This window comes from Streptomyces viridifaciens, assembly GCF_001888885.2.
In the GTDB taxonomy this organism is placed as follows: Bacteria; Actinomycetota; Actinomycetes; order Streptomycetales; family Streptomycetaceae; genus Kitasatospora; species Kitasatospora aureofaciens.
In genome coordinates this window covers 882,501-905,575 of sequence record NZ_CP090841.1, presented here as the reverse complement: position 1 = coordinate 905,575, position 23,075 = coordinate 882,501, and the positions used below count along the sequence as shown (strand labels likewise).

The window sequence follows — 23,075 nt, the reverse complement described above, 5'->3', positions numbered from 1 at the left end:
GAACCGCCGCACATGTACGAGCTCAACCGGGTCCGCCTCTACTCGATCGGACCGGCCGGCGCCCGCTACGCCGACACGGTGCTCGACCTGCGCGGCGTCGGCGAGCCCGTCGCCGACCCGGCCCCGCAGCAGATCGGCCTGTTCGGCGAGGACACCGACGGCCCGGTCCGCCGCCCCGCCCCGGCCGGCGTGCTCTTCCTGGAGAACGGCGGCGGCAAGTCCGTCCTGCTCAAGCTGATCTTCTCGGTGATGCTCCCCGGCCACCGCAACACCCTCGGCGGCGCCAGCTCCGGCGTGCTGCGCAAGTTCCTGCTCGCCGACGACTGCGGCCACGTCGCCCTGGAGTGGCAGCACACCGTCACCGGCGAGCTGATCGTGGTCGGCAAGGTCAGCGAGTGGCGCGGCCGCCAGGTCTCCTCCGACCCGCGCAAGTTCGCCGAGACCTGGTACTCCTTCCGCCCCGGCCCCGGCCTCACCCTCGACTCCCTGCCGGTCGCCGAACGCGTCAGCCTGGCCGGCGACCAGAAGGCCCGAGGCCGCCGCCGCACCATGAAGGGCTTCCGCGACGCCCTCACCGAGGCCGGCAAGGCCCACCCCCACCTCGACCTGGTCTTCGAGGACGGCCACGACCGCTGGACCGAACACCTCGGCGAACTGGGCCTCGACCCCGAACTCTTCCGCTACCAGCGCGAGATGAACGCCGACGAGGGCGAGGCGGCCGGCCTCTTCGCGGTCAAGCAGGACAAGGACTTCACCGACCTGCTGCTGCGCGCCGTCACCGACACCCGGGACACCGACGGCCTGGCCGACCTGGTGCACGGCTTCGCCGCCAAGCTCGGCCTGCGCGCCGAACTCACCGCCGAACGCGACTTCACCGCCGGCTCGCTCGACCTGCTGGAACGCATCGTCGACGCCACCGCCGCCCGCGAGAGCGTCCGCGAGGCCCACCGCACCGCCGAGCGCCGCGCCCGCCGCCTCGCCCACGCCCTCACCTCCCGCGCCGCCGCCGAACGCGACCGCGCCCAGGACCTCGCCATCGAGGTCGCCGCCGCCGCGAGCGCCGTCAGCGCCGCCGAGTCCGACCGCACCCGGCACAGCCTCATCGCCGACGAACTCACCCACCGGCACGCCACCCTGAGCCTCGCCGCCGCCACCGCCGAGGCCGCCGCGCTGCGCCGCGAACTCATCGACGCCCGCACCCTGCACTCCGCCTGGCAGGCCGCCGAGGCCGTGCTGCGCCAGCGCGCCGCCGCCGACCGGGTCGCCCGGGTCGCCGCCGCCATCCGCGAGGCCGAGCTGGACGCCGCCCCCGCGCTCGCCGCCCGCGCCCGCGCCGCCACCGCGCTCGCCCGCGCCCTGGAAGCCGCCGCCGCGGCCGCCGAATCCCGCGCCGACACCGAGGAACAGCGCGCGAGCGAGCTCCAGGAGGACGGCGGCAAGGCCCAGTCCGCCGCCACCGAGGCCGCCACCGCCGCCCAGAAGGCCCGCAGCGAGGCCGAACACCTGCGCCAGCGCCTCGCCGAGGTCGAGCAGGAGACCGAGGCCGCCGTCGAGGCCGGCTTCATCGACGCCGACGGCGACGTGGACCCGGCCCGGGCCGCGCTGCACGCCGCCGACGTCGAGAAGGCCGCCGCCGCGGCCCTCGCCCAGGCCCGTACCGCCGCCGAGGCCTGCGCCACCCGGCTGCGCGAGGCCGCCGCCGCCACCTCCCGCGCCGAACTCGCCGCCGAGCGGGCCGGCGACGCCCGCAAGGCCGCCGCCCGCGCGCTGGCCGCCGAGCAGCGCACCGCCGCCCTGCTCGCCACCGAGCAGCGCCTGGCCGACCTGCTCTCCCTGACGCCCTACCAGGAGGACGCCGAGGAGGACGCCGGCTTCCTCACCCCCGCCGTACTCGACCGCAACGCCGAGTACCTGCGCGAACTCCTCGACGAGGCCATCGCCACCGCCGAACGCACCCTGTTCGACCTCCGGACGGCCGCCGCAGACGACTCCCGCATCCTCGCCGCGCTCGGCGACGGCGGCCTGCTGCCGCCCGGCCCCGACGTGCTGGCCACCGTCGAGTACCTCGCCGAGCACGGCATCCCCGCCCTGCCCGGCTGGCGCTACCTCGCCCAGTCCGTCGACCCGGCCGACCACGAGGCGATCCTCGCCGCCCGACCCGAACTGGTCGACGGCGTGGTCGTCACCGACCCGTCCTCGCTGGAGCGCGCCCGAGAGGCCCTGCAGGCCGCCGCCCTGCTGCCGCGTTCCACCGTGGCCGTCGGCGCCGCCGCCTCACTGATCGCCCCGATCACGGACGAGCCGGCCTTCTTCCTGGTGCCGCCGAACCCGGCCATGCACGACGAGTCCGCCGCCGACGGCGAGCGCCGCGAACTGCGCGCCCGCGCCGCCGCCCGCGAGGAGCACATCCGCGAGCTCGCCGGCCGCCTCGGCGCCGACCGCGCCCTCGCCGCCCGCCTCGCCTCCTGGCACGCCAGCTGCCCGCCCGGCACCCTGGCCGAACTCGCCGCCGCCGCCGAGGCCGCCCGCGAGCACGCCGAGCAGGCCGCCGCCGCCCTGGCCACCCTGCGCGCGGACCACGACGAGGCCGAGGCCGACCACGCGGCCGCCGCCTCCGCCCACGAGGAGCACCGCGAGGCCGCCCAGCGCGCCCGCCGCCGCGCCGACGCCCTCTCCGGCCTCGCCTTCCGGCTGCGCGAGCGCGCCAACTGGGCCCGCCGCCAGCGCGAACTCGCCGAGGACGCCGCCGAGTGCGACCGCCGCCAGGCCGTCTGCGCCGAGCGCGCCCGCACCTGCGACGAGGACCGCCGGGCCGCCCAGCGCGCCGCCGACGACGCCCGCCGCACGGTACGCGCCCTGCGCGCCGAACGCGCCGAGATCCCCGCCGCCGAGCAGACCGACGAGCCCGCCGAGCAGATCGCCCCCGCCGCGCTGCCCGCCCTGCGCGAGGCCTACCGGTCCGCCTCCCAGCTGTACGAGAAGGTCGGCGTCGGCGCCGACCTGCGCGCCGAACAGGCCCGCGCCGAGGGCGACGAGGCCGCCGCCGCGGCCGAACTCGACCGCCTCACGAACAAGGTCCGCACCCGCGCCGAGGAACTCCTCGGCAGCCCCGACGGCGCCGACGGCCCGGCCCGCCAGGCCGCCGCCGCCCGCGCCGAGGAACTGGTCGCCACCATCGAGGCCCGCTCCGCCACCGCCAGCGAGCAGCTCGGCCGCCTGCGCGGCGAGGCCGAGCGCTCCGCCCCCGCCGACGGCGAGGCGCACACCGAGCTGCCCGAGGAACTCGTCCCCACCGACCCCGAGCACGCCCAGACCCTGCTGCGCACCGCCACCAGCCGGCTCGCCGAGTGCCGGGAGGCCGTGGACGCCGCCCGCACCGCGCACGCCGACCTCCAGCGCACCTTCGACACCGCCCAGTCCGCCGCCGCCGACTTCGACGAGCTGGCCGGCCAGCTGCGCGACGGCCTGCGCGAGCAGCAGGAGGAGGACGGCCAGCCGGTCGAGCCCTACCTCGGCTCGCTGCCCGAGGCCCGCAACGCCTGCACCGACGCCCGCCGCGCCCTGCGGACGGCCGCCGGCGAGCTGTCCTCCGCCGAACTCGCCGTCCGTGACGCCTCCGACGCGCTGGTCCGGCATGCCAACGCCGCCCGCTACGAGGCCGTCCGCACCCCGGCCCGCCAGCAGATCCGCGAACTGCCCGCCTCCGCGCTGCCCGAGCACGCCGCCGCCTGGGCCGCCGCCTTCGCGCCCCGGCTGCGGGTGCTCACCGACGAGCTCGCCCAGCTGGAGCGCAACCGCGGCTCGATCGTCGACCGGCTGCGCGGCCTGGTCGAGTCCTCGCTCACCACCCTGCGCGCCGCCCAGCGGCTGTCCCGGCTGCCCGAGGGCCTAGGGGAGTGGTCCGGCCAGGAGTTCCTGCGGATCCGCTTCGAGGACCCGGACCCCGCCACCCTGGTCGAACGCCTCGGCGAGGTCATCGACGAGGCCACCCGCGCCGCCGTCCGGAAGAACAGCGACCTGCGCCGCGACGGCATGTCCCTGCTGCTGCGCGGCGTCGCCGCCGCGATCGGACCCAAGGGCGTCAGCGTCGAGATCCTCAAGCCGGACGCGGTGCTGCGCGCCGAGCGGGTCGGCGTCGGCCAGATGTCCGACGTCTTCTCCGGCGGCCAGCTGCTCACCGCGGCCATCGCGCTCTACTGCACGATGGCCGCGCTGCGCGCCAACGACCGCGGCCAGTCCCAACTGCGGCACGCGGGCACACTGTTCCTCGACAACCCGATCGGCCGCGCCAACGCCACCTACCTGCTGGAACTCCAGCGCGCGGTGGCGGACGCCCTCGGCGTCCAGCTCATCTACACCACCGGCCTGTTCGACACCACCGCGCTCGCCGAGTTCCCACTGGTGATCCGGCTGCGCAACGACGCCGACCTGCGGGCCGGCCTCAAGTACATCTCGGTGGAGGAGCACCTGCGCCCCGGCCTGCCCGCCCCGCAGGACCCGGACGGCCCGACCATCCACGGCGAGATCACCGCCACCCGGATGTTCAAGCGCCCCGCGGAGGTTCCCGCGCAGACGTGAAGTCACTAGCGTGATCACATGCTGACGATCGCGCACCTCAGTGACATCCACCTCGGCCAGGTCCACCGCCGGGACGCGGGCAAGCGGGCCCGGCGGCGGGCCGAGCAGGTGATGGCCTACCTGGACGCCCTGCCCGGCCCGCTGGACGCGGTGCTGGTCACCGGCGACCTCGCCGACCACGGCCTGCCCGAGGAGTACCGGCAGGCCGCCGAGGTGCTGGCCTCGCGGCATCCGGTGCTCACCTGCCCCGGCAACCACGACAGCCGGGCGCCGTACCGGCAGGTGCTGCTCGGCGAGGAGCCCACGACCGACCCGGTCAACCGGCTGCACCAACTGCCCGGCACCGACGTGCTGATGCTCGACTCCTCGATACCCGACCAGCACGACGGCCTGCTGGACGACGCCACCCTGGACTGGCTGGACGCCCAACTGGGTTCCGGCCGCCAGGAGTTGCCCGCTCTGGTGGCCTTCCACCACCCGCCGGTCGAACTGCACGTCCCGTTCGTCGACGGGATCCGCCAGTTCGGCGAGGAACGGCTGGCGCAGGTGCTGCACCGCCACCCCCGGGTGGCCGCGCTGCTCTGCGGCCACGCCCACACGTCCGCCGCGACCACCTTCGCGGGCTTGCCGGTACTGGTCGCGCCGGGGGTGGTCTCCACCATCACGCTGCCCTGCGAGGGCGGGAAGGGCATCCTCTTCGACCACCCGCCGATGCTCGCCTTCCACGTCCTGGACGGCGGCCGGCTCACCACCCACTACCGGGTGGTCACCGATTAGCTCCCCGCCAACCGGCGCAGGACCGCCGTGAGTTCGTCGGGCGGCTCGATGGAGAACGAGCGCTCGGCCTCGTCGATCCGCGTCAGGTTGGTCACCTCGCCCTTGTGCCACCAGTAGAGCCGGGGCGACAGCGGCCCCGGGTTCTCCTGGTGGACGCGCAGCGCCATCGACGCCAGATCGTTGACCGCGCCCGCGACCCCGGCCTCGGCGAGCGGGTGGAAGAACAGGTATTCCCGGCTGGGCGCGGCGAACAGGGCGCCCTCCTCGGGGAGTTCGCGCCCGGTCACCGCGCGGGCCAGGTCGTCCAGCACCAGCGCCTTGCTGGCCACGAACATCGAGTCGCCGTGCACGGCGTACAGGGTCGAGCCCTCGGTGGGGCCCTGGAGGACGTCGTACTCGACCGGGTCGGCGATCAGGTTGGCCCGGCCGGCGGCCCGCAGCCGCTGCAGCCCGACCTCGGCGACGGCCTTGTCGTCCAAGGTCCGTACGGTGTCGGGCAGGTCGACCGAGAGCGCCTCCAGCAGACCGGTCGCGACCGGCCGGGTGTAGCTGAACGCGGAGGCGATCTCGGCCGGGAACGCGTCGTCGGCGACGAGCCGGAGGTAGACGCGGCTCAGGGTCTCGTCGGCACCGCCGGGCACCGTCCGGGCGGCGCCCGTGAGGGAGCCGAAGTGCCGCGCGACGATCCCGGGCCAGTCACTCGGATCGGTGCGGCGGCAGAACTCGGCGAGGTTGTACAGGTTGTTGGTGCCCTCGGCCCGCCGGAGGGTCTGCCCGGAGACCGTCACCTGTACGCCGATGTCCGCGTGGTACCGGCGCACCAACTGGCGCAGGTGCTCAGCCTGGTCGACCGTCAGGTTGGTGAGGTCGGGGTCGTACTGGGGCTTTTCCTTGGCACGGAAGAACTTCATGATCCCGACTCTAGGGGAGCGCGCCGACGGTCGACCCCGCCGCCCGTGCGGCCGTGGGAGCCGGGCGGCTAGCGCGTCGGCACTCCGCGCTGGGGCGGCCCGGGACGGTACGACTGGCGCTGCTGGTACGGCTGTTGCGGTGCGCCGACGGGCCGGGGGAGTGGCCGGGCGGCCAGCGGCTCGGGAGCGGCCCGACTGCCCGCCATCGGGTACGCGGAGTTCGGGCCGCGCATCCGCTGGGCGGCGACCTGGCGGGAGATCAGGATCTCCAGCAGGCACCACATCGTGCCGAACACCCCGAGCCCCATCGCCAGCAGCGCGGGCGTCATCAACCAGCTGCCCGCGTACGAGGCCAGGGTGGCGACCACCACGCCGACCAGGGTGAAGGCGAGGCAGAGCACGGCCCGGACCGCGGCGTGGCGCACCTCGTCGGGCAGGCGGCGACGGCGGCGTGGCAGGGACATCGGGAGACCCCCAGGCGCGAATCCGGTGGCGGACACGGAACGGGCGCACGCGAAACGCGCCCCCTCGCCTCACTCTGCCCCCGCCGAACCCGGACCATGCGTCCGAATCCACCGAACTGCCGCCAAACCGTGTGATCCGGGGCAGGCGGCGGCCGGAGCTCAGCCCAGCTGCAGGTTGAGCTCGCCCAGGGCGCCCGTGACGATCGTCCGCATCGCCCGTTCCGCGTGGGCGGCATCGCCCCCGCAGATCGCGTCGGCGACCTCCCGGTGCAGCCTGATCGCGTACGGTTCCGGCTGATGGGGCATCAGATGGTACTCGGTCCGGCCGGTGAGTACCGCTCCCACGGTGTCCCCGAGGTGGGCGAACATCTCGTTCCCGGAGGCGCGGAGCACCAGCGCGTGGAAGGCGATGTCGTGCCCGAGGAAGGTGGTGAGGTCGGCCTCCCGCGCGGCGACCGTCAACTCCACGGCCAGCGAGCTGAGTTCGCGCCGGTCGTCGTCGGTGGCGTGGGTGGCGGCGAGTGCGGCCGCGGCCGGTTCGACGGCCACCCGCAGCGAGCCGAGCGAGCGTAGCTGGGCGGGCCGGTCGGCGCCGGCCAGGCGCCAGCGGATCACCATGGGGTCGAAGACGTCCCAGAGCGACTTCGGCTGGACGGTGATCCCGACCCGCCGCCGGGACGCCACCAGGCGCATCCCTTCCAGGACGCGCACCGCCTCCCGGACGACCGTCCGGGACACCCCGAACCGCTGCTCCAGCTCCTCCCCGCGCAGCACCGCGCCCTCGGGGATCTCCCCCGACGCGATCGCCGGCCCGAGCTCGTCAAGCACCCGACCGGGCAGCCCCTGGATCTCCATCCGCCCAGCGTAGACGCCACGCGCCGGAATCCCCACGTCACCCTCCGCCCACGCCCCCCGGCTCCGCCCGCCCCGCCCCCGCCTCACTCGCGCCCGCGCACTCACCGACCCCACCCCGCCTGCACCCCCGCTCCCCGGGGGAAGTAAAAGTATGACGATTTGGTTTCCGGCACTTGAATACGTCATATCTTTGAAGCGATAGTGGCGGCCTGCAACGAAGGAGCACCACCCATGGCTCTCAACGTCGAGAACCGCGCCCTCCCGGACGCCCCCCGCACCGTCGTGGTGATGGGCGTCTCCGGTGTCGGCAAGACCACGCTGGCCCGCCTCCTGGCCGACCGCCTCGATCTCCCCTTCGCCGAGGCGGACGAGTTCCACCCGCCGGCCAACATCGCCAAGATGTCCGCCGGCATCCCGCTGGACGACCAGGACCGTGAGCCGTGGCTGCGCGCCATCGGCGCCTGGCTCAAGGCGCACACCGAGGCAGGCACCGGCGGCGTGGTCACCTGCTCGGCGTTGAAGCACAGCTACCGCGACATCCTGCGCGCGGACGCCCCGGACGCTTTCTTCCTGCACCTCAGCGGTGGCCACGAGCTGGTCGGAGACCGGCTCTCGCACCGCACCGGCCACTTCATGCCGACGTCGCTGCTCGACTCCCAGTACGCCACTTTGGAGCCCCTGGGTGCGGACGAGAACGGCGCCGTGCTGGACGTGGGCCCGTCCCCCGAAGAACTCGTCGAGATGGCCGTGGCGCTGCTGCGGCCCGTCAATGGAGACCTCGCGTGAGCATTGCCCCCACTACTCTGCTGGCGGCCGCCCCACCGGCCCTGCCGCACACCAGCGACAACACCCAGCTGCTGGTCGCGGTACTGCTCAGCATCGGTGCGATCATCCTGCTGATCACCCGGCTGAAGCTGCACCCCTTCCTCGCCCTCACGCTCGGCTCCGGACTGCTGGCCGTCGTCGCGGGCGCCCCCTTCGACAAGCTGCTGAACAGCTTCTCCACGGGCTTCGGATCCACCGTGGCCAGCGTCGGCCTGCTGATCGGCCTGGGCGCGATGCTCGGCAAGCTGCTCGCCGACTCCGGCGGCGCCAACATCATCGCGGACACCGTGCTGGCCCGGACCGGCAGCAAGGCGCTGCCCTGGGCGATGGCGCTGATCGCCGCCCTGCTCGGCCTGCCGCTGTTCTTCGAGGTCGGCGTCGTCCTGCTGATCCCGATCGTGCTGCTGGTCGCCCGGCGCGGCAACGTGCCGCTGATGCGGGTCGGCATCCCGGCCCTGGCCGGCCTGTCGGTGCTGCACGGCCTGGTGCCCCCGCACCCGGGCCCGCTGGTCGCGATCGACGCGCTGAAGGCCGATCTCGGCATCACCCTGGCGCTGGGCCTGCTGGTCGCGATCCCGACCCTGGTCATCGCCGGTCCGCTGTTCTCCCGGGTGGCCGAGCGCTGGGTCGGCCCGCTGGAGTCCCCGACCGCCGTCACCCCCGAGGAGCCGGTCAAGCGCGAGCACACTCCGTCCTTCGGCGCGGTGCTGGCGACCATCCTGCTGCCGGTCGTGCTGATGCTCGGCAAGGCCCTGGCGGACGTCGTGATCGACGACCCGAAGGCGATGGTCCAGCGGGTGCTCGACTTCGTCGGCTCCCCGCTGATCGCCCTGCTGGCGGCGACGCTGCTCGGCATGCTGACCCTCGGCAGGGCCGCCGGCTTCGACAGGGCGCGGATCTCCGACACCGTCGGCAAGGCGCTCGGCCCGATCGCGGGCATCGTGTTCATCGTCGGCGCGGGCGGCGGCTTCAAGCAGACCCTGATCGACGTGGGCGTCGGCGACATGGTCAGCCACTGGGCCGGCCAGTGGCACATCTCGGCGCTGCTGCTGGGCTGGCTGATCGCGGTGCTGATCCGCCTGGCCACCGGTTCGGCGACGGTCGCCACCATCACCGCGGCCGGCATCGTCTCCCCGCTCGCGGCGAACATGTCCTCGACCCACTCGGCCCTGCTGGTGCTCGCGGTCGGAGCCGGTTCACTGTTCCTCTCGCACGTCAACGACGCCGGCTTCTGGCTGGTGAAGGAGTACTTCGGGATGAGCGTCGGCCAGACGCTGAAGTCCTGGTCGGTGATGGAGACGATCATCTCGGTCGTCGCCATAGCCCTGATCCTGCCGCTGAGCCTGCTGGTCTAGCGCGCGCCCCGCGCACACCGCCGCCCAGGGGCGGCACCCGGACGGGTACGGGTGCCGCCCCCCGGCGTTCGCGTCAGTGCACCAACAGGCCCGAAAGCACCGCCGCCGTCGCCGCCATCAGTTCCTCGGCCACCGCGCCGCCCGCCGCCGTACGGGCCAGCAGTCCCTCGCGTGCCGCCAGGATCACCGCCGCCGCCTGACGGGCGTCCGCCCCCGCGGGCACCAGCTCGGGCAGGGCCCGTTCCAGGACGTCCGCCGCAGCCCGCGCCAGGGTCCGGTCGTGCGCGGCGACCTGCTCGGCCAGTGCCGCCGACCGGGCCGCGACCAGCCGGAACTCCAGGAACAGCAGGATCCACCCGGTCTCCGCTGGCTCGACCCGCAGCAGCGCCTCGACCAGCAGCCGGGCCCGCTCCCGTGGCGCCAACCCCTCGCAGCCGGCGGCGAGCCGCTCCAGCTCGGCCATCCGCTCGGCGGCCCGGTCGTCGAAGAGCGCCAGCAGCAGGCCCTCCTTGCTGCCGAAGTTCGAGTAGAAGGCGCCGCGGGTGTACCCGGCCGCGGCGCAGACGTCCTCGATGCTCGTCCGCGCGAAGCCGGCGGTGAGGAACAGCTCGCTCGCCGAGGCGAGCAGCCGGGCCCGGGTGTGGATCCGACGACGGGGCGGCCGGGGAGCGGCGGGGTCGGTGGGGGGTGGGTTCACAGGAGCACGATACATGGTGTATTCAGTACAGGTCGTATTCAATACGGCCCGTACTGAAACCGGAGGGGACCACCGCATGAGCGAGCGAAGCGAGCGAACCACCAGGAGGCGCGCACGGGTGAACGCCCCCGCCGAGCGCAGCGAGGCGGGCGCATGAACCGCCTGCTGATCACCAACGCCCATCTGCTCCACCCCGAGGACGGCACCCGCACCGATCCGGGCTGGCTGGAGGCCGCCGACGGCCGGATCACCGCCACCGGCACCGGCCGCCCGCCCGCCGCCACCGACGGCGTCCGGGTCGTCGACGCGCAGGGCGGCACCGTCCTGCCCGGCCTGATCGACGCCCACGTCCACCTGCTGGTCACCTCGCTCGACCTGCGCGATTTCGCGAACTGGACGCCCGGCTACGCCACCGTCCGCGCCCTCGCCGAGGCCGAGCGCATGCTGCGCCGCGGCTTCACCACCGTGCGCGACGTCGGCGGTGCCGACCACGGCATGGCCCGCGCCCTGGCCGAGGGCCTGGTGCCCGGCCCGCGCCTGCTGCACGGCGGCAAGGCGCTCTCCCAGACGGGCGGCCACGGCGACCTGCGCCCGCTCGGCGAGGACGCCCTGCCCTGCTGCGAGGCCCGCCCGAACTTCGGCCGGATCGCCGACGGCGTGGACGCGGTGCGCGCCGCCGCTCGGGACGAGTTCCGCAAGGGCGCCCGGCACCTCAAGGTGTTGCTGTCCGGCGGCGTCGCCTCCCCGCACGACGAGATCGCCGCCGTCCAGTACAGCGAGGAGGAGATCCGGGCGGCCGTCGAGGAGGCGGAGAACCACAACCGCTACGTCACCGTGCACGCCTACCACCCGCGGGCGATCGACCGCGCCCTGCGGGCCGGGGTGCGCTGCGTCGAGCACGGCAACCTGCTGGACGACACCACGGTCGCGCTGCTGCTGGAGAAGGACGCCTTCCTGGTCCCCACCCTGGTCGCCTACGAGCAGACGGCCCGGCTCGGCGCTGCCTCGGGCCTGCCGCCGGCCTCCGTCGGCAAGCTCGCGGAGGTCCGCGACCGGGGCCTGGAGGCGCTGGAGCGCGCCCACCGCGCGGGCGTGAACCTGGTCTACGGAAGCGACCTGCTCGGCCCGCTGCACCCGGCCCAGCTGGAGGAGTTCACCCTGCGCGCCCAGGTCCAGCCGGTCGCCGACGTGCTCCGCTCGGCGACCACCACGGCGGCCCGCCTGCTCGGGATGGAGGGGGAGATCGGCACCCTCGCCCCGGGCGCGCACGCCGACCTGCTGGTGGTGGACGGCGACCCGCTGGCCGACCTCGCCGTGCTGACCCGCCCGGAGGAGCACCTGCGGTACGTGGTCAAGGCCGGTACGCCGGTCTGACGGGAACGCCGGACGGGCGTCCGGGGGGAACCCCGAACGCCCGTCCGCCGTACGCCGGTTACTTGGAGCGCTTCGCCAGGAAGGCCTCGACCTCGCCCCGGATCTCCGGGGTGTCCAGCCCGCGCACCGTCATGGTGGTGCGGCGCCGCAGCACGTCGTCCGCGGTGTACGCCCACTCGTTCTCGGCCGCGTAGGCGACCTGCGCCCAGACGTCCGGACCGTCCTCGTGGATCGGCCGGCCGAGCTCCGGGTTCTCGTCGATCATGCGGGCGATCTCGAAGGAGAGCGTGCCGTAGTGGCTGGCCAGGTGCTTGGCCACCAGCGGCTCCATCCGCGAGCCCGGCTCGCGGTCGATCAGCAGGCGGTGCGCCACCGCGTTCGGCGCGCCGACGCCCGGCAGCGGGACGGTCGGGGCGATCGGGGACATGTCCTCGCCGAGGCTGGTGCCGGGGACGTGGGCCAGCTTCTCCAGCACGGTGCGGCCGATGTGCCGGTAGGTGGTCCACTTGCCGCCGGAGACCGACAGCATGCCGCCGCGGCCCTCGGTGACGACGGTCTCGCGCTTGGCGGCGGCGGTGTCGCCCGGGCCGCCGGGCAGCACCCGCAGGCCGGCGAAGGAGTAGGTGATCAGGTCGCGGTCGAGGTGCTCGTCGCGGATCGCGTGCGCGGCCTCGCCCATGATCTGGTCGATGTCGGCGTCGGTGGCCCGGACGTCCTTCGGGTCGCCGGTGTACTCCTCGTCGGTGGTCCCGAGCAGGACGTGGTCCTCCCACGGGATGGCGAAGGAGACGCGGTACTTGTCGATCGGGATGGTCAGCGCGGCGCGCCACGGCGAGCGGCGCTTGACGACGACGTGGGCGCCCTTGGAGAGGCGGATCGACGGCGCGGCGCCGGCGTCCTCCATCTTGCGCAGGTGGTCCACCCACGGGCCGGTGGCGTTGAGCACCAGGCGGGCGTTCACGCCGAACTCGCTGCCGTCCAGGCGGTCGCGCAGCTCGGCGCCGGTGACCCGGCCGCCGGTGAAGCGCAGGCCGGTGACCTCGGCGTGGTTGAGCACCACGGCGCCGGCGTCGACGGCGGCGCGCACGGTCATCACCGCGACGCGCGAGTCGTTCATCTGGTGGTCGCCGTAGACGGCCACCGAGCGCAGGCCCTCGGTACGCAGTGCGGGCACCTGCTGGGCGGCGTGGGCGGCGGTGGAGACCCGGCCCATGCCGTCGCGGAAGGCGGACAGCGCCGAGTACAGGAACACGCCGGCGCCGAGCTTGGCCGCGCCGTGCGGGCCGCCCTTGTAGACCGGCACGAAGAAGGTCAGCGGGTTGACCAGGTGCGGGGCCACGTCGGTGGAGAGCGCGCGGCGCTCCTTGTGGTTCTCCGCGACCAGCTTGACCGCGCCGGTCTGCAGGTAGCGCAGACCGCCGTGGACGAGCTTGGAGGAGGCGCTGGAGGTGGCACCGGCGAAGTCGCCGGCGTCGACCATGGCGACCTTCAGGCCGGCCTGGGACGCGGTCCAGGCGACGGCCGTGCCGAGGATGCCGCCCCCGATCACCAGCAGGTCGTAGGTGGCCTTGCCGAGCAGCTCACGGGTCTCGGCGCGGGAGGCGGTGCGGCCGGCGGTGCGCTCGGCGCCCAGGGTCGGGATGGTTGCCATGGTGGTTGTGTACGGCGCGCTGGTCGGGCGGCGCCGTTACTCCTCTCGTGTGCGGTGCGGCCCCTGCGGGAGGGGCCGGTCGGCCCGGTGCGGCGGGCCGGTTGAGCGGAACCGGCCGGTCGGGGCAAGGGGCCCCGACCGGCTTGTCGGTCAGTTGTTCTCTTCCTCCTCCACCCAGCCCATGGTGCGCTCCACGGCCTTGAGCCACTTCTTGTACTCACGCTCCCGGGTGGCCTCGTCCATGCGCGGGGTCCACTCGGCGGCGCGGTGCCAGTTGGCCCGCAGGGTGTCGAGGTCGTTCCAGAAGCCGACGGCGAGTCCGGCCGCGTAGGCCGCGCCGAGGGCGGTGGTCTCGGCCACGTACGGGCGCTCGACCGGGGCGTCCAGGACGTCGGCGATGTTCTGCATGAGCAGGTTGTTGCTGGTCATGCCGCCGTCGACCTTGAGGGCGGTGAGCTCGACCCCGGAGTCCTTCTGCATGGCGTCGACGACCTCGCGGGTCTGCCAGGCGGTGGCCTCCAGGACGGCCCGGGCCAGGTGGCCCTTGGTGACGTACCGGGTCAGACCGGCGATCACACCGCGGGCGTCGGAGCGCCAGTACGGGGCGAACAGGCCGGAGAAGGCCGGGACGAAGTAGGCGCCGCCGTTGTCCTCGACGGTGTTGGCGAGGGTCTCGATCTCGGCGGCGGTGGAGATGATGCCGAGCTGGTCGCGCAGCCACTGGACGAGCGAGCCGGTGACGGCGATCGAGCCCTCCAGCGCGTACACCGGGGCCTGGTCGCCGATCCGGTAGCCGACCGTGGTCAGCAGGCCGTGGTACGAGTTGACGATCTTCTCGCCGGTGTTCAGCAGCAGGAAGGTGCCGGTGCCGTAGGTGGACTTGGCCTCGCCCTCCGCGAAGCAGGTCTGGCCGAACAGCGCGGCCTGCTGGTCGCCGAGCGCGGACGCGACCGGGACACCGGCCAGGTCGCCGACGGCCTCGCCGTACACCTCGGCGGAGGAGCGGATCTCCGGCAGGACGGCCATCGGCACGCCCATCGACTCGGCGATGCTCTCGTCCCAGGCCAGGGTCTTCAGGTTCATCAGCATGGTGCGGCTGGCGTTGGTCACGTCGGTGACGTGCTTGCCGCCGTCGACACCGCCGGTGAGGTTCCAGATCACCCAGGTGTCCATGGTGCCGAACAGGATGTCGCCGGCCTCGGCGCGCTCGCGCAGGCCCTCGACGTTGTCCAGCAGCCAGCGGATCTTCGGGCCGGCGAAGTAGCTGGCCAGCGGGAGGCCGGTCTCGCGGCGGAAGCGGTCCTGGCCGACGTTGCGGCCCAGCTCGCGGCAGAGCGCCTCGGTGCGGGTGTCCTGCCACACCAGGGCGTTGTGCACCGGCTCGCCGGTGTTCTTGTCCCACAGGACGGTGGTCTCGCGCTGGTTGGTGATGCCGATCGCGCGGATGTCGTCCTTGGTCAGGCCGGCCTTCTCCAGCGCGCCGCGGACGACCGACTGCACCCGGGTCCAGATCTCGGCGGCGTCGTGCTCGACGTAGCCGGGCTGGGGGAAGATCTGCCGGTGCTCCTGCTGGTCGACGGCGACGATCCGGCCGTCGGCGCCGAAGATGATGCAGCGGCTGGAGGTGGTGCCCTGGTCGATCGCGGCGATGTAGTTGCCAGTGGAGGTCATGTGGAGGGTCCTCGGCTCAAGTTCGGGGGTTACGGGGTGGGTGGGCCTGACACGGACGTTCGGTGGACGCCCGTCCGGTCAGTCCCCGTGCTCGGCGGGTTCGACTGTGCCCTTGCCGGGGGTCCTTTAGAAGAGGGCGTTGTAGACGCCGCCGGCCGCCAGTCCGCCCAGGATCGGCCCGACGACCGGGACCCAGGCGTAGGACCAGTCGGAGCTGCCCTTGTTCGGGATCGGCAGCAGCGCGTGCACGATGCGCGGGCCGAGGTCACGGGCCGGGTTGATGGCGTAGCCGGTCGGGCCGCCGAGCGAGAGGCCGATGCCGACGACGGTGAGGGCGACGATCAGGGTGCCCATGCCGCTGCTGTCCAGGCCCTTGGTGGTGCCGAGGGTCAGGATCGCCATGCAGAGCACGAAGGTGCCGATGACCTCGGTGATCACGTTCTGGATCGGGTTCCGGATCTCGGGCCCGGTCGAGAAGATGCCGAGGGTGGGTTCCTTGTTGGCCTGGAACTGGCCGAGGTAGGTGAGCCAGACCAGCACGGCGCCGATGATCGCGCCGAGCATCTGGGAGCCGATGTAGAGCGGCACCTGGCTCCAGTCGCCGCTCTTGACCGCGAGCGCGATGGTGACGGCCGGGTTGAGGTGGGCGCCGGACTTGGCACCGGTCATGTAGGCGGCGATCAGGACCGCGAAGCCCCAGCCGAAGGTGATCGCCAGCCAACCGGCGTTCATGGCCTTCGACTTCTTGAGGGTCACGGCGGCGCAGACGCCACCGCCGAGGAGTATCAGGGCGGCGGTGCCGAGGGTTTCGCCGACGAAGACGTCGCCGTTGGAGAACGCGGACACAAAGACTCCCTTGTCAATGCCCGGAGGTGCGGGTGGGGGCAGGTGGCCGGTGGAACCCTGTGCGGGTGAGCGCGCTGTGGGAGTGATCTTCCCGGCCATCGTTCGACAATGTCGACCGTCATGCGGAAGCTTCCTCCCCAGGTCGGCTCCGCGTCAAGGCGGGGTTACGCAGCTGTGACCCTTCCCTCGGTCGACCCTCCGAAGTTACCCAGCGGAGCGCCCCGAACTGGGACAAAACGCCAAGGCGCGGACAGGCTCACCGCCTGTCCGCGCCTCAGCGTGACGAATCGACCGCCGTGCTCAGAACCGCCCGGCGCCCAGGTCGCGGGAGATCGCCCGCGCCGCGCTGCGCACCGAGGCCACCAGCGAGGGCTTCACGAAGCCGTCCTCGCAGACCCGTTCCACCGGGCCGTTGATGCACACCGCGCCCACCGGGTTGCGCCGGCGGTCCTGGATCAGCGCGGCGATCGAGGCCACGCCCTCCCAGGTCTCCTCGACCGAGTCGGCCCAGCCGCGCTCCCGGATCAGCGCGCACTCGGCGTCCAGCTCGCCCGCCCCGGTCAACGTCCGCAGGGTGTACGACTCGTACGGCCCGTCACCCAACTCGCCCCGCGCGACCGGGTCGTAGGCCACCAGCACCTTGCCGATCGCGGTGCTGTGCAGCGGCTGCATCGAACCGACCTCCAGCACCTGCCGGGTGTCGTCGGGCCGGAAGACGTGGTGCACGATCAGCACGCCCTGCTGGTGCAGCACACCCAGGTACACGGTCTCGCCGGCCGCCCTGGCCAGGTCGTCCGCCCACACCAGCGCCCGCGCCCGCAGCTCGTGCACGTCCAGGTAGCTCTGCCCGAGCCGCAACAGCTCGGCGCCCAGCTGGTACTTGCCGCTCTCCGGGTCCTGTTCGACGAACCCCTCCTGCTGCAGCGTGCGCAGGATGCCGTGCGCGGTGCCCTTGGCCAGGTCCAGGGCGGTCGCCACCTCGGAAAGGCCCAGGCGGCGCTCACCGCCGGCCAGCAGGCGCATGATCGCGGCGGCCCGGGAGAGCGACTGGATCGGGCCGGGCATGGGGTACCTCCGCGCTGACAGGCGGTCGACATTGTCGACCGCAGTGGTGACGGGACGAGTCTGCCAGGCCGCCGTCCGTCCGTGCACCTTCCCCCTCGGTAACCCGGTCTCGGCCGGGTGTTAACCTTCTGCGCCCTCGGCTTCCCCGCCCCCGGTTCCCGCGCCTTCGGTTTCCGCGCCCCTCGGCCGGAGCTACCCGTCCACACCGCTGAGCACGCCGCGCCGCACCGCCACCTCGGCCGCCAGCGCGGCGATCCCGTCCGTACCGATCCGGCAGCAGCCGCCGACCAGCCGGGCGCCGTCCGCCAGCCAGCCGCCCACCCGGGCCGAGCGGAAGGTCGGCTCCCCGCGCCAGTCCCGGCGGTCCGCGTCCCACCGCTCCCCGCTGTTCGGGTACACCACCACCGGCTTCCCGGTCACCTCGGCGGCCACCGCCACCGCCAGGTCCGCGTCCCTCGGCGTGCAGCAGTTGACGCCCACCGCCAGCACCTCGTCCACCTCCGCGGCCAGCGCGAACGCCTCCGCCAGCGGCTGCCCGGCCCTGGTCCGGCCGTCCGCCACGCTGTAGGACAGCCAGGCCGGCACGCCGATCCCGCGCACCAGCTCCAGCAGCGCCCGCGCCTCGTCCGCGTCCGGGACCGTCTCCAGCGCCAGCACGTCCGGCCGGGCCGCCGCCAGCACCTCCAGCCGCGGCCGGTGGAAGGCCACCAGTTCCGCGTGGCTCAGCCCGTACCGGCCCCGGTACTCCGAACCGTCCGCCAGCACCGCCCCGTACGGGCCCACCGACGCCGCCACCCAGCGACGCCGCCCGCCCGGCTCGGCCCGCACCGCCTCCCGGGCCAGCTCCACGCTGCTCGCCAACAGCCGCGCGGCCGCCGCACGACCCACTCCGCGCCGGGCGAAGCCCTCGAAGCTCGCCTGGTAGCTCGCCGTGATGGCGACCTCGGCCCCGGCCGCGAAGTACGCCCGGTGCGCCGCGACCACGGCCTCCGGGTCGTCCGCGAGCAGCCGCGCCGACCACAGGGCGTCCGACAGGTCGTGCCCCGCGGCCGCCAGCTGGTTGGACATCCCGCCGTCCAGCACGAGCGGACCGGCCGCCAGCGCCGCGGCGAAGTCCGGCGGGGGAGCAGTGGGCATGGCAGTCTCCTCGGCACGGTCGTTCCTGGTCACAGCCTAGAAGCCGGAGGCCCCCGCGGACCCGGAAAACCGTTTGCCGCCGGGGAACGAAGTCGTTACGTTGTGCTCATTCCGAGAACGACGCAACAGGTGCCCCGGCGGGCGCGGAGAGGAGCCGGCGATGGCAGTGGACGAACCGTCCCCCCAGCCCGCCGCCGGGCCCACGGCCGAGCAGGAATGGCTCGCCGCGTACGACCCGCGCGCCTACGCCCCGATCGCCGTCACCGTCGACGTCGTCGCCCTCACGCTGCGGGCCGGCCGCCTGCACGTGCTGCTGGTCGAACGCGGTGCCCCGCCGTTCCAGGGCTGCTGGGCGCTGCCCGGCGGCTTCCTGCGGGCGGGGGAGGAGGGGCTGGACGAGGCCGCCGCCCGCGAGCTCGCCGAGGAGACGGGCCTGCAGGGCGCCTCCGAGGCCGAGGCCGCCCTCTGCCGCCTGCACCTGGAACAGCTCGGCACCTACGGAGCCCCCGAGCGGGACCCGCGGATGCACGTCGTCTCCGTCGCCTACCTGGCCTTCGCCCCCGACCTGCCCGACCCGCAGGCCGGGACGGACGCGGCGGCCGCCGCCTGGCACCCGGTCGCCGACCTCGACCTGGCCCCGCGGTCCACCGACCGCGCCCGAGCCACCGGTGTGCCCGTCGACACCCACGGGGGTGGCGTCGACGGGCACACCGGTCCCAGCCGGAGCACACCCCGCCCGATCCCGCTGGCCTTCGACCACGCCCGGATCGTCGCCGACGGGCTCGACCGGGTGCGCGCCAAGCTGGAGTACAGTCCGCTCGCCACCGCCTTCCTGCCCTACGACTTCACCATCCCCGACCTTCGCGCCGTCTACGAGGCCGTCTGGGACGAGAAGCTCCACCCCGGCAACTTCCACCGCAAGGTGCTCTCCGTCCCCGGCTTCGTCGAGAGCACCGGCACCACCACCGAGCGCGGCGGCGCCCGAGGCGGGCCCCGTGCCCGCACCTACCACGCCGGCGACGCCCGCCTCCTCCACCCCGCCCTCCTGCGCCCCGGCCGCGAGGAGCCCGCCGGGACCGAACCCGCCGGGCCCGAACCCGCCGGGCCCGGATCCACCGGGAGGGCCCCGGCCGCAGAGCGGGCCCACTGAGAGGGAGGACTACCATCCGGCCATGACCACCGACGAAGCGATGCAAGCGATCCACCGGCCGTTCTCCCACTGCCACTTCTGCGGCACCCCGTACCCGCCCGGCATCCAGGCCTGGCCGCGTACCTGCCCCGGCTGCGCCGAGATCAGCTACCGCAACCCGCTGCCCGTCGCGGTCACCGTCCTGCCCGTCACCCGGCCCGACGCGGACCCCGCCCTGGTCGTCATCCGCCGCACCATCGAGCCCGGTTACGGCCAACTCGCCTTCCCCGGCGGCTACATGGACTACGGCGAGAGCTGGCAGCAGGCCTGCGTACGCGAACTCGCCGAGGAGACCGGCATCCTGGCCGACGCCGCCGACATCCGCCTGATCCACATGGCCTCCGACCCCAACGGCCGCTTCGTGATGCTCTGCGGACTCCTCCCCGCCCGGCCGCTCGCCGAACTCCCGCCCTCGCGCCCCACCGACGAGACCGAGGGCTGGCTCCTCGCCACCGCCGACACCCCGCTCGTGTGGGACTTCCACAACGGCATCCTGCGCCGCTGGTTCGGCGGCGAGTTCGACCCGAGCTGAGCAGCGGCGAAGCCACCGGCCAACCCTGGCGCAGCGGGCGCTCACATGGCATGGTCTGCACCGACAGCCCAACCGGACGGGTTGGCCACGAGCTCACCCGTCCCCACCAACGGCCGGGAGACCACCACCGTGAGCACCCCACCCCAGGACCAGCCGCTCTGGCGCCCCAACCCCGCTCGCGCAGCTGCCACCAGCCTGGTGGCCTTCCAGGCCTGGGCAGCCGAACACCACGGCGCCCCGGCCGCCCCGCTGGCCCCGGCCGCCGACGACCAGCAGGCCGCCCAGCGCTACGCCGACCTGCACGCCTGGTCCACCGCCGACCTCGACCGCTTCTGGACGGCCGTCACCCAGTGGTTCGACGTCCGCTTCACCGAGGCCCCCGAGGCAGTCCTCGCCGACCCGGCCATGCCCGGCGCCCGCTGGTTCCCCGGCGCCCGCCTCAACTACGCCGAGCACGCCCTTCGCGCCGCCGACGACCCGGCGAACGCCGACCGCCCGGCGATCCTCCACCTCGACGAGACCACCGAGCAGCCGGCCGCCCTGACCTGGTCCGAACTCCGCCGCCAGGTCGGCTCGCTCGCCGCCGCCCTGCGCGCCCGCGGCATCGGCCCCGGCGACCGGGTCAGCGCCTACCTGCCCAACATTCCGCAGGCCGCCGTCGCCCTCCTCGCCACCGCCGCCGTCGGCGCCATCTGGACCAGCTGCGCCCCCGACTTCGGCGCCCGCAGCGTCCTCGACCGCCTCCAGCAGATCGAACCCGCCGTCCTGTTCGCCATCGACGGCTACCACTACGGCGGCAAGGACCACGACCGCACCGAGGTCGTCGCCGAGCTGCGCCGCGAACTCCCCAGTCTGCACACCGTCGTGCACGTCCCGCTGCTCGGCGCCCCCGCCCCCGAGGGCGCCCTCCAGTGGGACGACCTCGTCGCCGACGACGCGACCCCGGTCTTCGAGCCCGTCCCCTTCGACCACCCGCTCTGGGTCCTCTACTCCTCCGGCACCACCGGCCTGCCCAAGGCCATCGTCCAGAGCCAGGGCGGCATCCTGCTCGAACACCTCAAGCAGGCCGGCCTCCACCTCGACCTCGGCCCCCAGGACCGCTTCCTCTGGTACACCTCCACCGGCTGGATGATGTGGAACTTCCTGCTGGCCGGCCTCCTCGTCGGAGCCACGATCGTCACCTACGACGGCAGCCCCGGCCACCCGGACACCGGAGCCCTGTGGTCGGTCGCCGCCCGCACCCGCGCCACCGTCCTCGGCACCTCCGCCGCCTATGCCATCGCCAGCCGCAAGGCCGAACTGCACCCCGGCCGCGACCTCGACCTCTCCGCGGTCCGCTGCATCGGCACCACCGGCTCCCCGCTCCCGCCCGACGGCTTCCGCTGGATCTACGACGAGGTCAAGCAGGACGTCTGGCTCGCCTCGGTCAGCGGCGGCACCGACGTCTGCTCCTGCTTCGTGGGCGGCGTCCCCACCCTGCCGGTGCACCTCGGCGAGATCCAGGCCCCCTGCCTCGGCGCCGCCGTCGAGTCCTGGGACGTCCAGGGCCACCCGCACACCGACACCGTCGGCGAACTCGTCGTCACCAAGCCCATCCCGTCCATGCCCACCGGCTTCTGGAACGACCCCGAGGGCACCCGGTACCACGACAGCTACTTCGACACCTACCCCGGCATCTGGCGCCACGGCGACTGGATCACCGTCACCTCCCGCGGCACCGTCGTCATCCACGGCCGCTCCGACTCCACCCTCAACCGCCAGGGCGTGCGGATGGGCTCCTCGGACATCTACGAGGTGGTCGAGCGACTCCCCGAGATCGCCGAATCCCTGGTCATCGGCCTGGAGGAGCCCGACGGCGGCTACTGGATGCCGCTGTTCGTCGTCCTCGCCCCCGGCGCCGAACTCGACCAGGACCTCATCGGCCGCATCCGCACCTCGCTGCGCACCGAACTCTCCCCGCGCCACGTCCCCGACGAGGTGATCGCCGTCCGCGGCCTGCCGCACACCCTCACCGGCAAGCGCATCGAGGTCCCGGTCAAGCGCATCCTCTCCGGCACCCCGCTGGAGCAGGCCGTCAACCCCGGCTCCGTCGACAACCTCGACCACCTGCGCTTCTTCGAGCAGCTCCGGGTCGACCGCCAGGCCTGACCGGCAGCTGACCCTCTCCCCGCGCAACGCCGAAGGGGCGCCCCCACCGCCATGGGTGGGGGCGCCCCTTCCGCTACTCCTACGCCTTGTCACGTCCTACTCGCCGGAGAGCACCTGCTGCGCCGCGGCCCGCGCCTCGTCGGCACTGTCCGCGGCCCGGGCCGCCTCGGCCGCCCGACGGCACTGCGCCAGCGTGTACTTGGCCAGCATGCTCCGCACGTACGGGATCGAGGCCGAGCCCATGGAGAGGCTGGTGACGCCCAGACCGGCCAGCACCACGGCCAGCAGCGGGTCCGAGGCCGCCTCACCGCAGACACCGCAGCTCTTGCCGGTCACCTGCGCCGCTTCGGCGGCCGAGGCGATCAGGTCCAGCAGCGCCGGCTGCCACGGGTCCTGCAGCCGGGCCAGCGCACCGACCTGACGGTCGGCCGCGAAGGTGTACTGCGCCAGGTCGTTGGTGCCCAGCGACAGGAACTCGACCTCCTGCAGGATCGCCCGGGCCCGCAGCGCGGCCGACGGGATCTCCACCATGGCGCCGAACTTGGCCTGCAGCCCGGCCTTGCGGCAGGCGGCCGCGAAGTCCCCGGCATCCTTGCGGTCGGCCACCATCGGGGCCATCACCTCGAGGTGCACCGGCAGGCCCGCGGCGGCCCGGGCCAGCGCCCGCAGCTGGGTGGCGAGCACCTCGGGGTGCTCGAGCAGGGTGCGCAGACCGCGCACGCCCAGCGCCGGGTTCGGCTCGTCGACCGGGGTCAGGAAGTCCAGCGGCTTGTCCGCGCCCGCGTCCAGCACCCGGACCACGACCCGACCCTCCGGGAACGCCTCCAGCACCTTGCGGTACGCCTCGACCTGCTTCTCCTCGCTCGGAGCCTGCGCCGAGTCGTCCAGGAACAGGAACTCGGTACGGAACAGGCCCACGCCCTCCGCACCGTTCTCCAGCGCGGCCGGCACGTCCGCCGGGCCACCGACGTTGGCCAGCAACGGCACCCGGTGCCCGTCC

The 23,075-nt window shown here is 73.8% G+C and carries 18 protein-coding genes (1 of these 18 only partly in view); 8 read left to right on the top strand and 10 right to left on the bottom strand.

The window, feature by feature from the left end; genetic code table 11:
* The first annotated feature begins 12 nt into the window (after positions 1-12).
* Together BOQ63_RS11475 and BOQ63_RS11470 are read left to right on the top strand one after the other, a co-directional pair.
* Positions 13-4,578, top strand: a complete 4,566-nt coding sequence (locus BOQ63_RS11475; protein WP_030288650.1) for a hypothetical protein — start codon at positions 13-15, stop codon at positions 4,576-4,578.
* A gap of 18 nt (positions 4,579-4,596) precedes the next feature.
* Positions 4,597-5,355 (top strand): metallophosphoesterase, encoded by a 759-nt coding sequence (locus BOQ63_RS11470; protein ID WP_030288651.1) that lies wholly within the window; start codon positions 4,597-4,599, stop codon positions 5,353-5,355.
* Here BOQ63_RS11470 and BOQ63_RS11465 read toward each other — a convergent pair.
* From BOQ63_RS11465 to BOQ63_RS11455, 3 genes are all read right to left on the bottom strand, one after another.
* Positions 5,352-6,266: a hypothetical protein gene (locus BOQ63_RS11465; RefSeq protein ID WP_072654174.1), complete on the bottom strand. Its 915-nt coding sequence runs from the start codon at positions 6,264-6,266 to the stop codon at positions 5,352-5,354. The genes BOQ63_RS11470 and BOQ63_RS11465 overlap by 4 nt on opposite strands.
* A gap of 68 nt (positions 6,267-6,334) precedes the next feature.
* Complete coding sequence (locus BOQ63_RS11460; RefSeq protein ID WP_050366417.1) at positions 6,335-6,730, bottom strand: hypothetical protein; 396 nt, start codon at positions 6,728-6,730, stop codon at positions 6,335-6,337.
* 159 nt (positions 6,731-6,889) lie between these two features.
* Complete coding sequence (locus tag BOQ63_RS11455) at positions 6,890-7,585, bottom strand: FadR/GntR family transcriptional regulator (protein WP_030288655.1); 696 nt, start codon at positions 7,583-7,585, stop codon at positions 6,890-6,892.
* Between the two features lie 231 nt (positions 7,586-7,816).
* Between BOQ63_RS11455 and BOQ63_RS11450 the strand changes: the two genes are divergently transcribed.
* Together BOQ63_RS11450 and BOQ63_RS11445 are read left to right on the top strand one after the other, a co-directional pair.
* On the top strand, positions 7,817-8,371 hold the full coding sequence (locus BOQ63_RS11450) for a gluconokinase (protein WP_046386646.1): 555 nt from the start codon (positions 7,817-7,819) through the stop codon (positions 8,369-8,371).
* A complete protein-coding gene (locus tag BOQ63_RS11445) occupies positions 8,368-9,765 on the top strand; it encodes a GntP family permease (protein WP_223885903.1) in 1,398 nt (465 codons plus the stop codon). The genes BOQ63_RS11450 and BOQ63_RS11445 overlap by 4 nt, the downstream gene beginning before the upstream one ends.
* Positions 9,766-9,838: 73 nt before the next feature.
* On the opposite strand, the gene BOQ63_RS11440 is transcribed toward BOQ63_RS11445, so the two are convergent.
* Positions 9,839-10,462 (bottom strand): TetR/AcrR family transcriptional regulator, encoded by a 624-nt coding sequence (locus tag BOQ63_RS11440; protein WP_050366416.1) that lies wholly within the window; start codon positions 10,460-10,462, stop codon positions 9,839-9,841.
* Positions 10,463-10,615: 153 nt separating this feature from the next.
* Between BOQ63_RS11440 and BOQ63_RS11435 the strand changes: the two genes are divergently transcribed.
* On the top strand, positions 10,616-11,836 hold the full coding sequence (locus tag BOQ63_RS11435; protein WP_030554149.1) for a metal-dependent hydrolase family protein: 1,221 nt from the start codon (positions 10,616-10,618) through the stop codon (positions 11,834-11,836).
* Positions 11,837-11,894: 58 nt separating this feature from the next.
* Here BOQ63_RS11435 and BOQ63_RS11430 read toward each other — a convergent pair whose 3' ends face one another.
* The 5 genes from BOQ63_RS11430 to mmuM all read right to left on the bottom strand — a co-directional run bounded on the left by BOQ63_RS11430 (position 11,895) and on the right by mmuM (position 18,206).
* Positions 11,895-13,487, bottom strand: a complete 1,593-nt coding sequence (locus BOQ63_RS11430) for a glycerol-3-phosphate dehydrogenase/oxidase (protein WP_030290897.1) — start codon at positions 13,485-13,487, stop codon at positions 11,895-11,897.
* 150 nt (positions 13,488-13,637) lie between these two features.
* On the bottom strand, positions 13,638-15,158 hold the full coding sequence (gene glpK, locus BOQ63_RS11425) for a glycerol kinase GlpK (RefSeq protein WP_030290895.1): 1,521 nt from the start codon (positions 15,156-15,158) through the stop codon (positions 13,638-13,640).
* Positions 15,159-15,284: 126 nt separating this feature from the next.
* A complete protein-coding gene (locus BOQ63_RS11420) occupies positions 15,285-16,004 on the bottom strand; it encodes an MIP/aquaporin family protein (RefSeq protein ID WP_030290893.1) in 720 nt (239 codons plus the stop codon).
* 300 nt (positions 16,005-16,304) lie between these two features.
* The gene (locus BOQ63_RS11415) at positions 16,305-17,069 is read right to left on the bottom strand and encodes an IclR family transcriptional regulator (protein WP_030290891.1); all 765 of its coding nucleotides are present in this window, start codon (positions 17,067-17,069) and stop codon (positions 16,305-16,307) included.
* A gap of 192 nt (positions 17,070-17,261) precedes the next feature.
* Positions 17,262-18,206, bottom strand: a complete 945-nt coding sequence (mmuM, locus tag BOQ63_RS11410) for a homocysteine S-methyltransferase (RefSeq protein WP_051747346.1) — start codon at positions 18,204-18,206, stop codon at positions 17,262-17,264.
* A gap of 160 nt (positions 18,207-18,366) precedes the next feature.
* Here mmuM and BOQ63_RS11405 point away from each other — a divergent pair, with 160 nt between their 5' ends.
* Genes BOQ63_RS11405 through BOQ63_RS11395 form a run of 3 tightly spaced genes read left to right on the top strand, consistent with a single transcriptional unit; the run spans position 18,367 to position 22,075 of the window.
* On the top strand, positions 18,367-19,356 hold the full coding sequence (locus BOQ63_RS11405; protein WP_078867770.1) for an NUDIX hydrolase: 990 nt from the start codon (positions 18,367-18,369) through the stop codon (positions 19,354-19,356).
* 22 nt (positions 19,357-19,378) lie between these two features.
* Positions 19,379-19,927 carry an NUDIX domain-containing protein gene (locus BOQ63_RS11400; RefSeq protein WP_072654172.1) on the top strand — a complete coding sequence of 183 codons (549 nt, stop codon included), beginning with the start codon at positions 19,379-19,381 and terminating at the stop codon, positions 19,925-19,927.
* Positions 19,928-19,972: 45 nt separating this feature from the next.
* Positions 19,973-22,075: an acetoacetate--CoA ligase gene (locus tag BOQ63_RS11395; RefSeq protein ID WP_079183554.1), complete on the top strand. Its 2,103-nt coding sequence runs from the start codon at positions 19,973-19,975 to the stop codon at positions 22,073-22,075.
* A gap of 96 nt (positions 22,076-22,171) precedes the next feature.
* Here the strand turns inward: BOQ63_RS11395 and ptsP are convergent, their stop codons facing one another.
* Positions 22,172-23,075, bottom strand: partial view of a phosphoenolpyruvate--protein phosphotransferase gene (gene ptsP, locus BOQ63_RS11390; protein WP_030290885.1) — the 3' portion only. The gene runs 767 nt beyond the window's last position; only the last 904 of its 1,671 coding nucleotides appear in the window; its start codon lies off the right edge, out of view; the stop codon is at positions 22,172-22,174.

Coding starts and splice junctions, on each gene's coding strand:
- glpK (WP_030290895.1), bottom strand. CDS start 15,158: ATGACCTCCACTGGCAACTACATCGCCGCGATCGACCAGGGCACCACC.
- mmuM (WP_051747346.1), bottom strand. CDS start 18,206: ATGCCCACTGCTCCCCCGCCGGACTTCGCCGCGGCGCTGGCGGCCGGT.
- BOQ63_RS11455 (WP_030288655.1), bottom strand. CDS start 7,585: ATGGAGATCCAGGGGCTGCCCGGTCGGGTGCTTGACGAGCTCGGGCCG.
- BOQ63_RS11470 (WP_030288651.1), top strand. CDS start 4,597: ATGCTGACGATCGCGCACCTCAGTGACATCCACCTCGGCCAGGTCCAC.
- BOQ63_RS11415 (WP_030290891.1), bottom strand. CDS start 17,069: ATGCCCGGCCCGATCCAGTCGCTCTCCCGGGCCGCCGCGATCATGCGC.
- BOQ63_RS11400 (WP_072654172.1), top strand. CDS start 19,379: ATGACCACCGACGAAGCGATGCAAGCGATCCACCGGCCGTTCTCCCAC.
- BOQ63_RS11465 (WP_072654174.1), bottom strand. CDS start 6,266: ATGAAGTTCTTCCGTGCCAAGGAAAAGCCCCAGTACGACCCCGACCTC.
- BOQ63_RS11450 (WP_046386646.1), top strand. CDS start 7,817: ATGGCTCTCAACGTCGAGAACCGCGCCCTCCCGGACGCCCCCCGCACC.
- BOQ63_RS11395 (WP_079183554.1), top strand. CDS start 19,973: ATGGCATGGTCTGCACCGACAGCCCAACCGGACGGGTTGGCCACGAGC.
- BOQ63_RS11475 (WP_030288650.1), top strand. CDS start 13: ATGTACGAGCTCAACCGGGTCCGCCTCTACTCGATCGGACCGGCCGGC.
- BOQ63_RS11430 (WP_030290897.1), bottom strand. CDS start 13,487: ATGGCAACCATCCCGACCCTGGGCGCCGAGCGCACCGCCGGCCGCACC.
- BOQ63_RS11405 (WP_078867770.1), top strand. CDS start 18,367: ATGGCAGTGGACGAACCGTCCCCCCAGCCCGCCGCCGGGCCCACGGCC.
- BOQ63_RS11435 (WP_030554149.1), top strand. CDS start 10,616: ATGAACCGCCTGCTGATCACCAACGCCCATCTGCTCCACCCCGAGGAC.
- BOQ63_RS11460 (WP_050366417.1), bottom strand. CDS start 6,730: ATGTCCCTGCCACGCCGCCGTCGCCGCCTGCCCGACGAGGTGCGCCAC.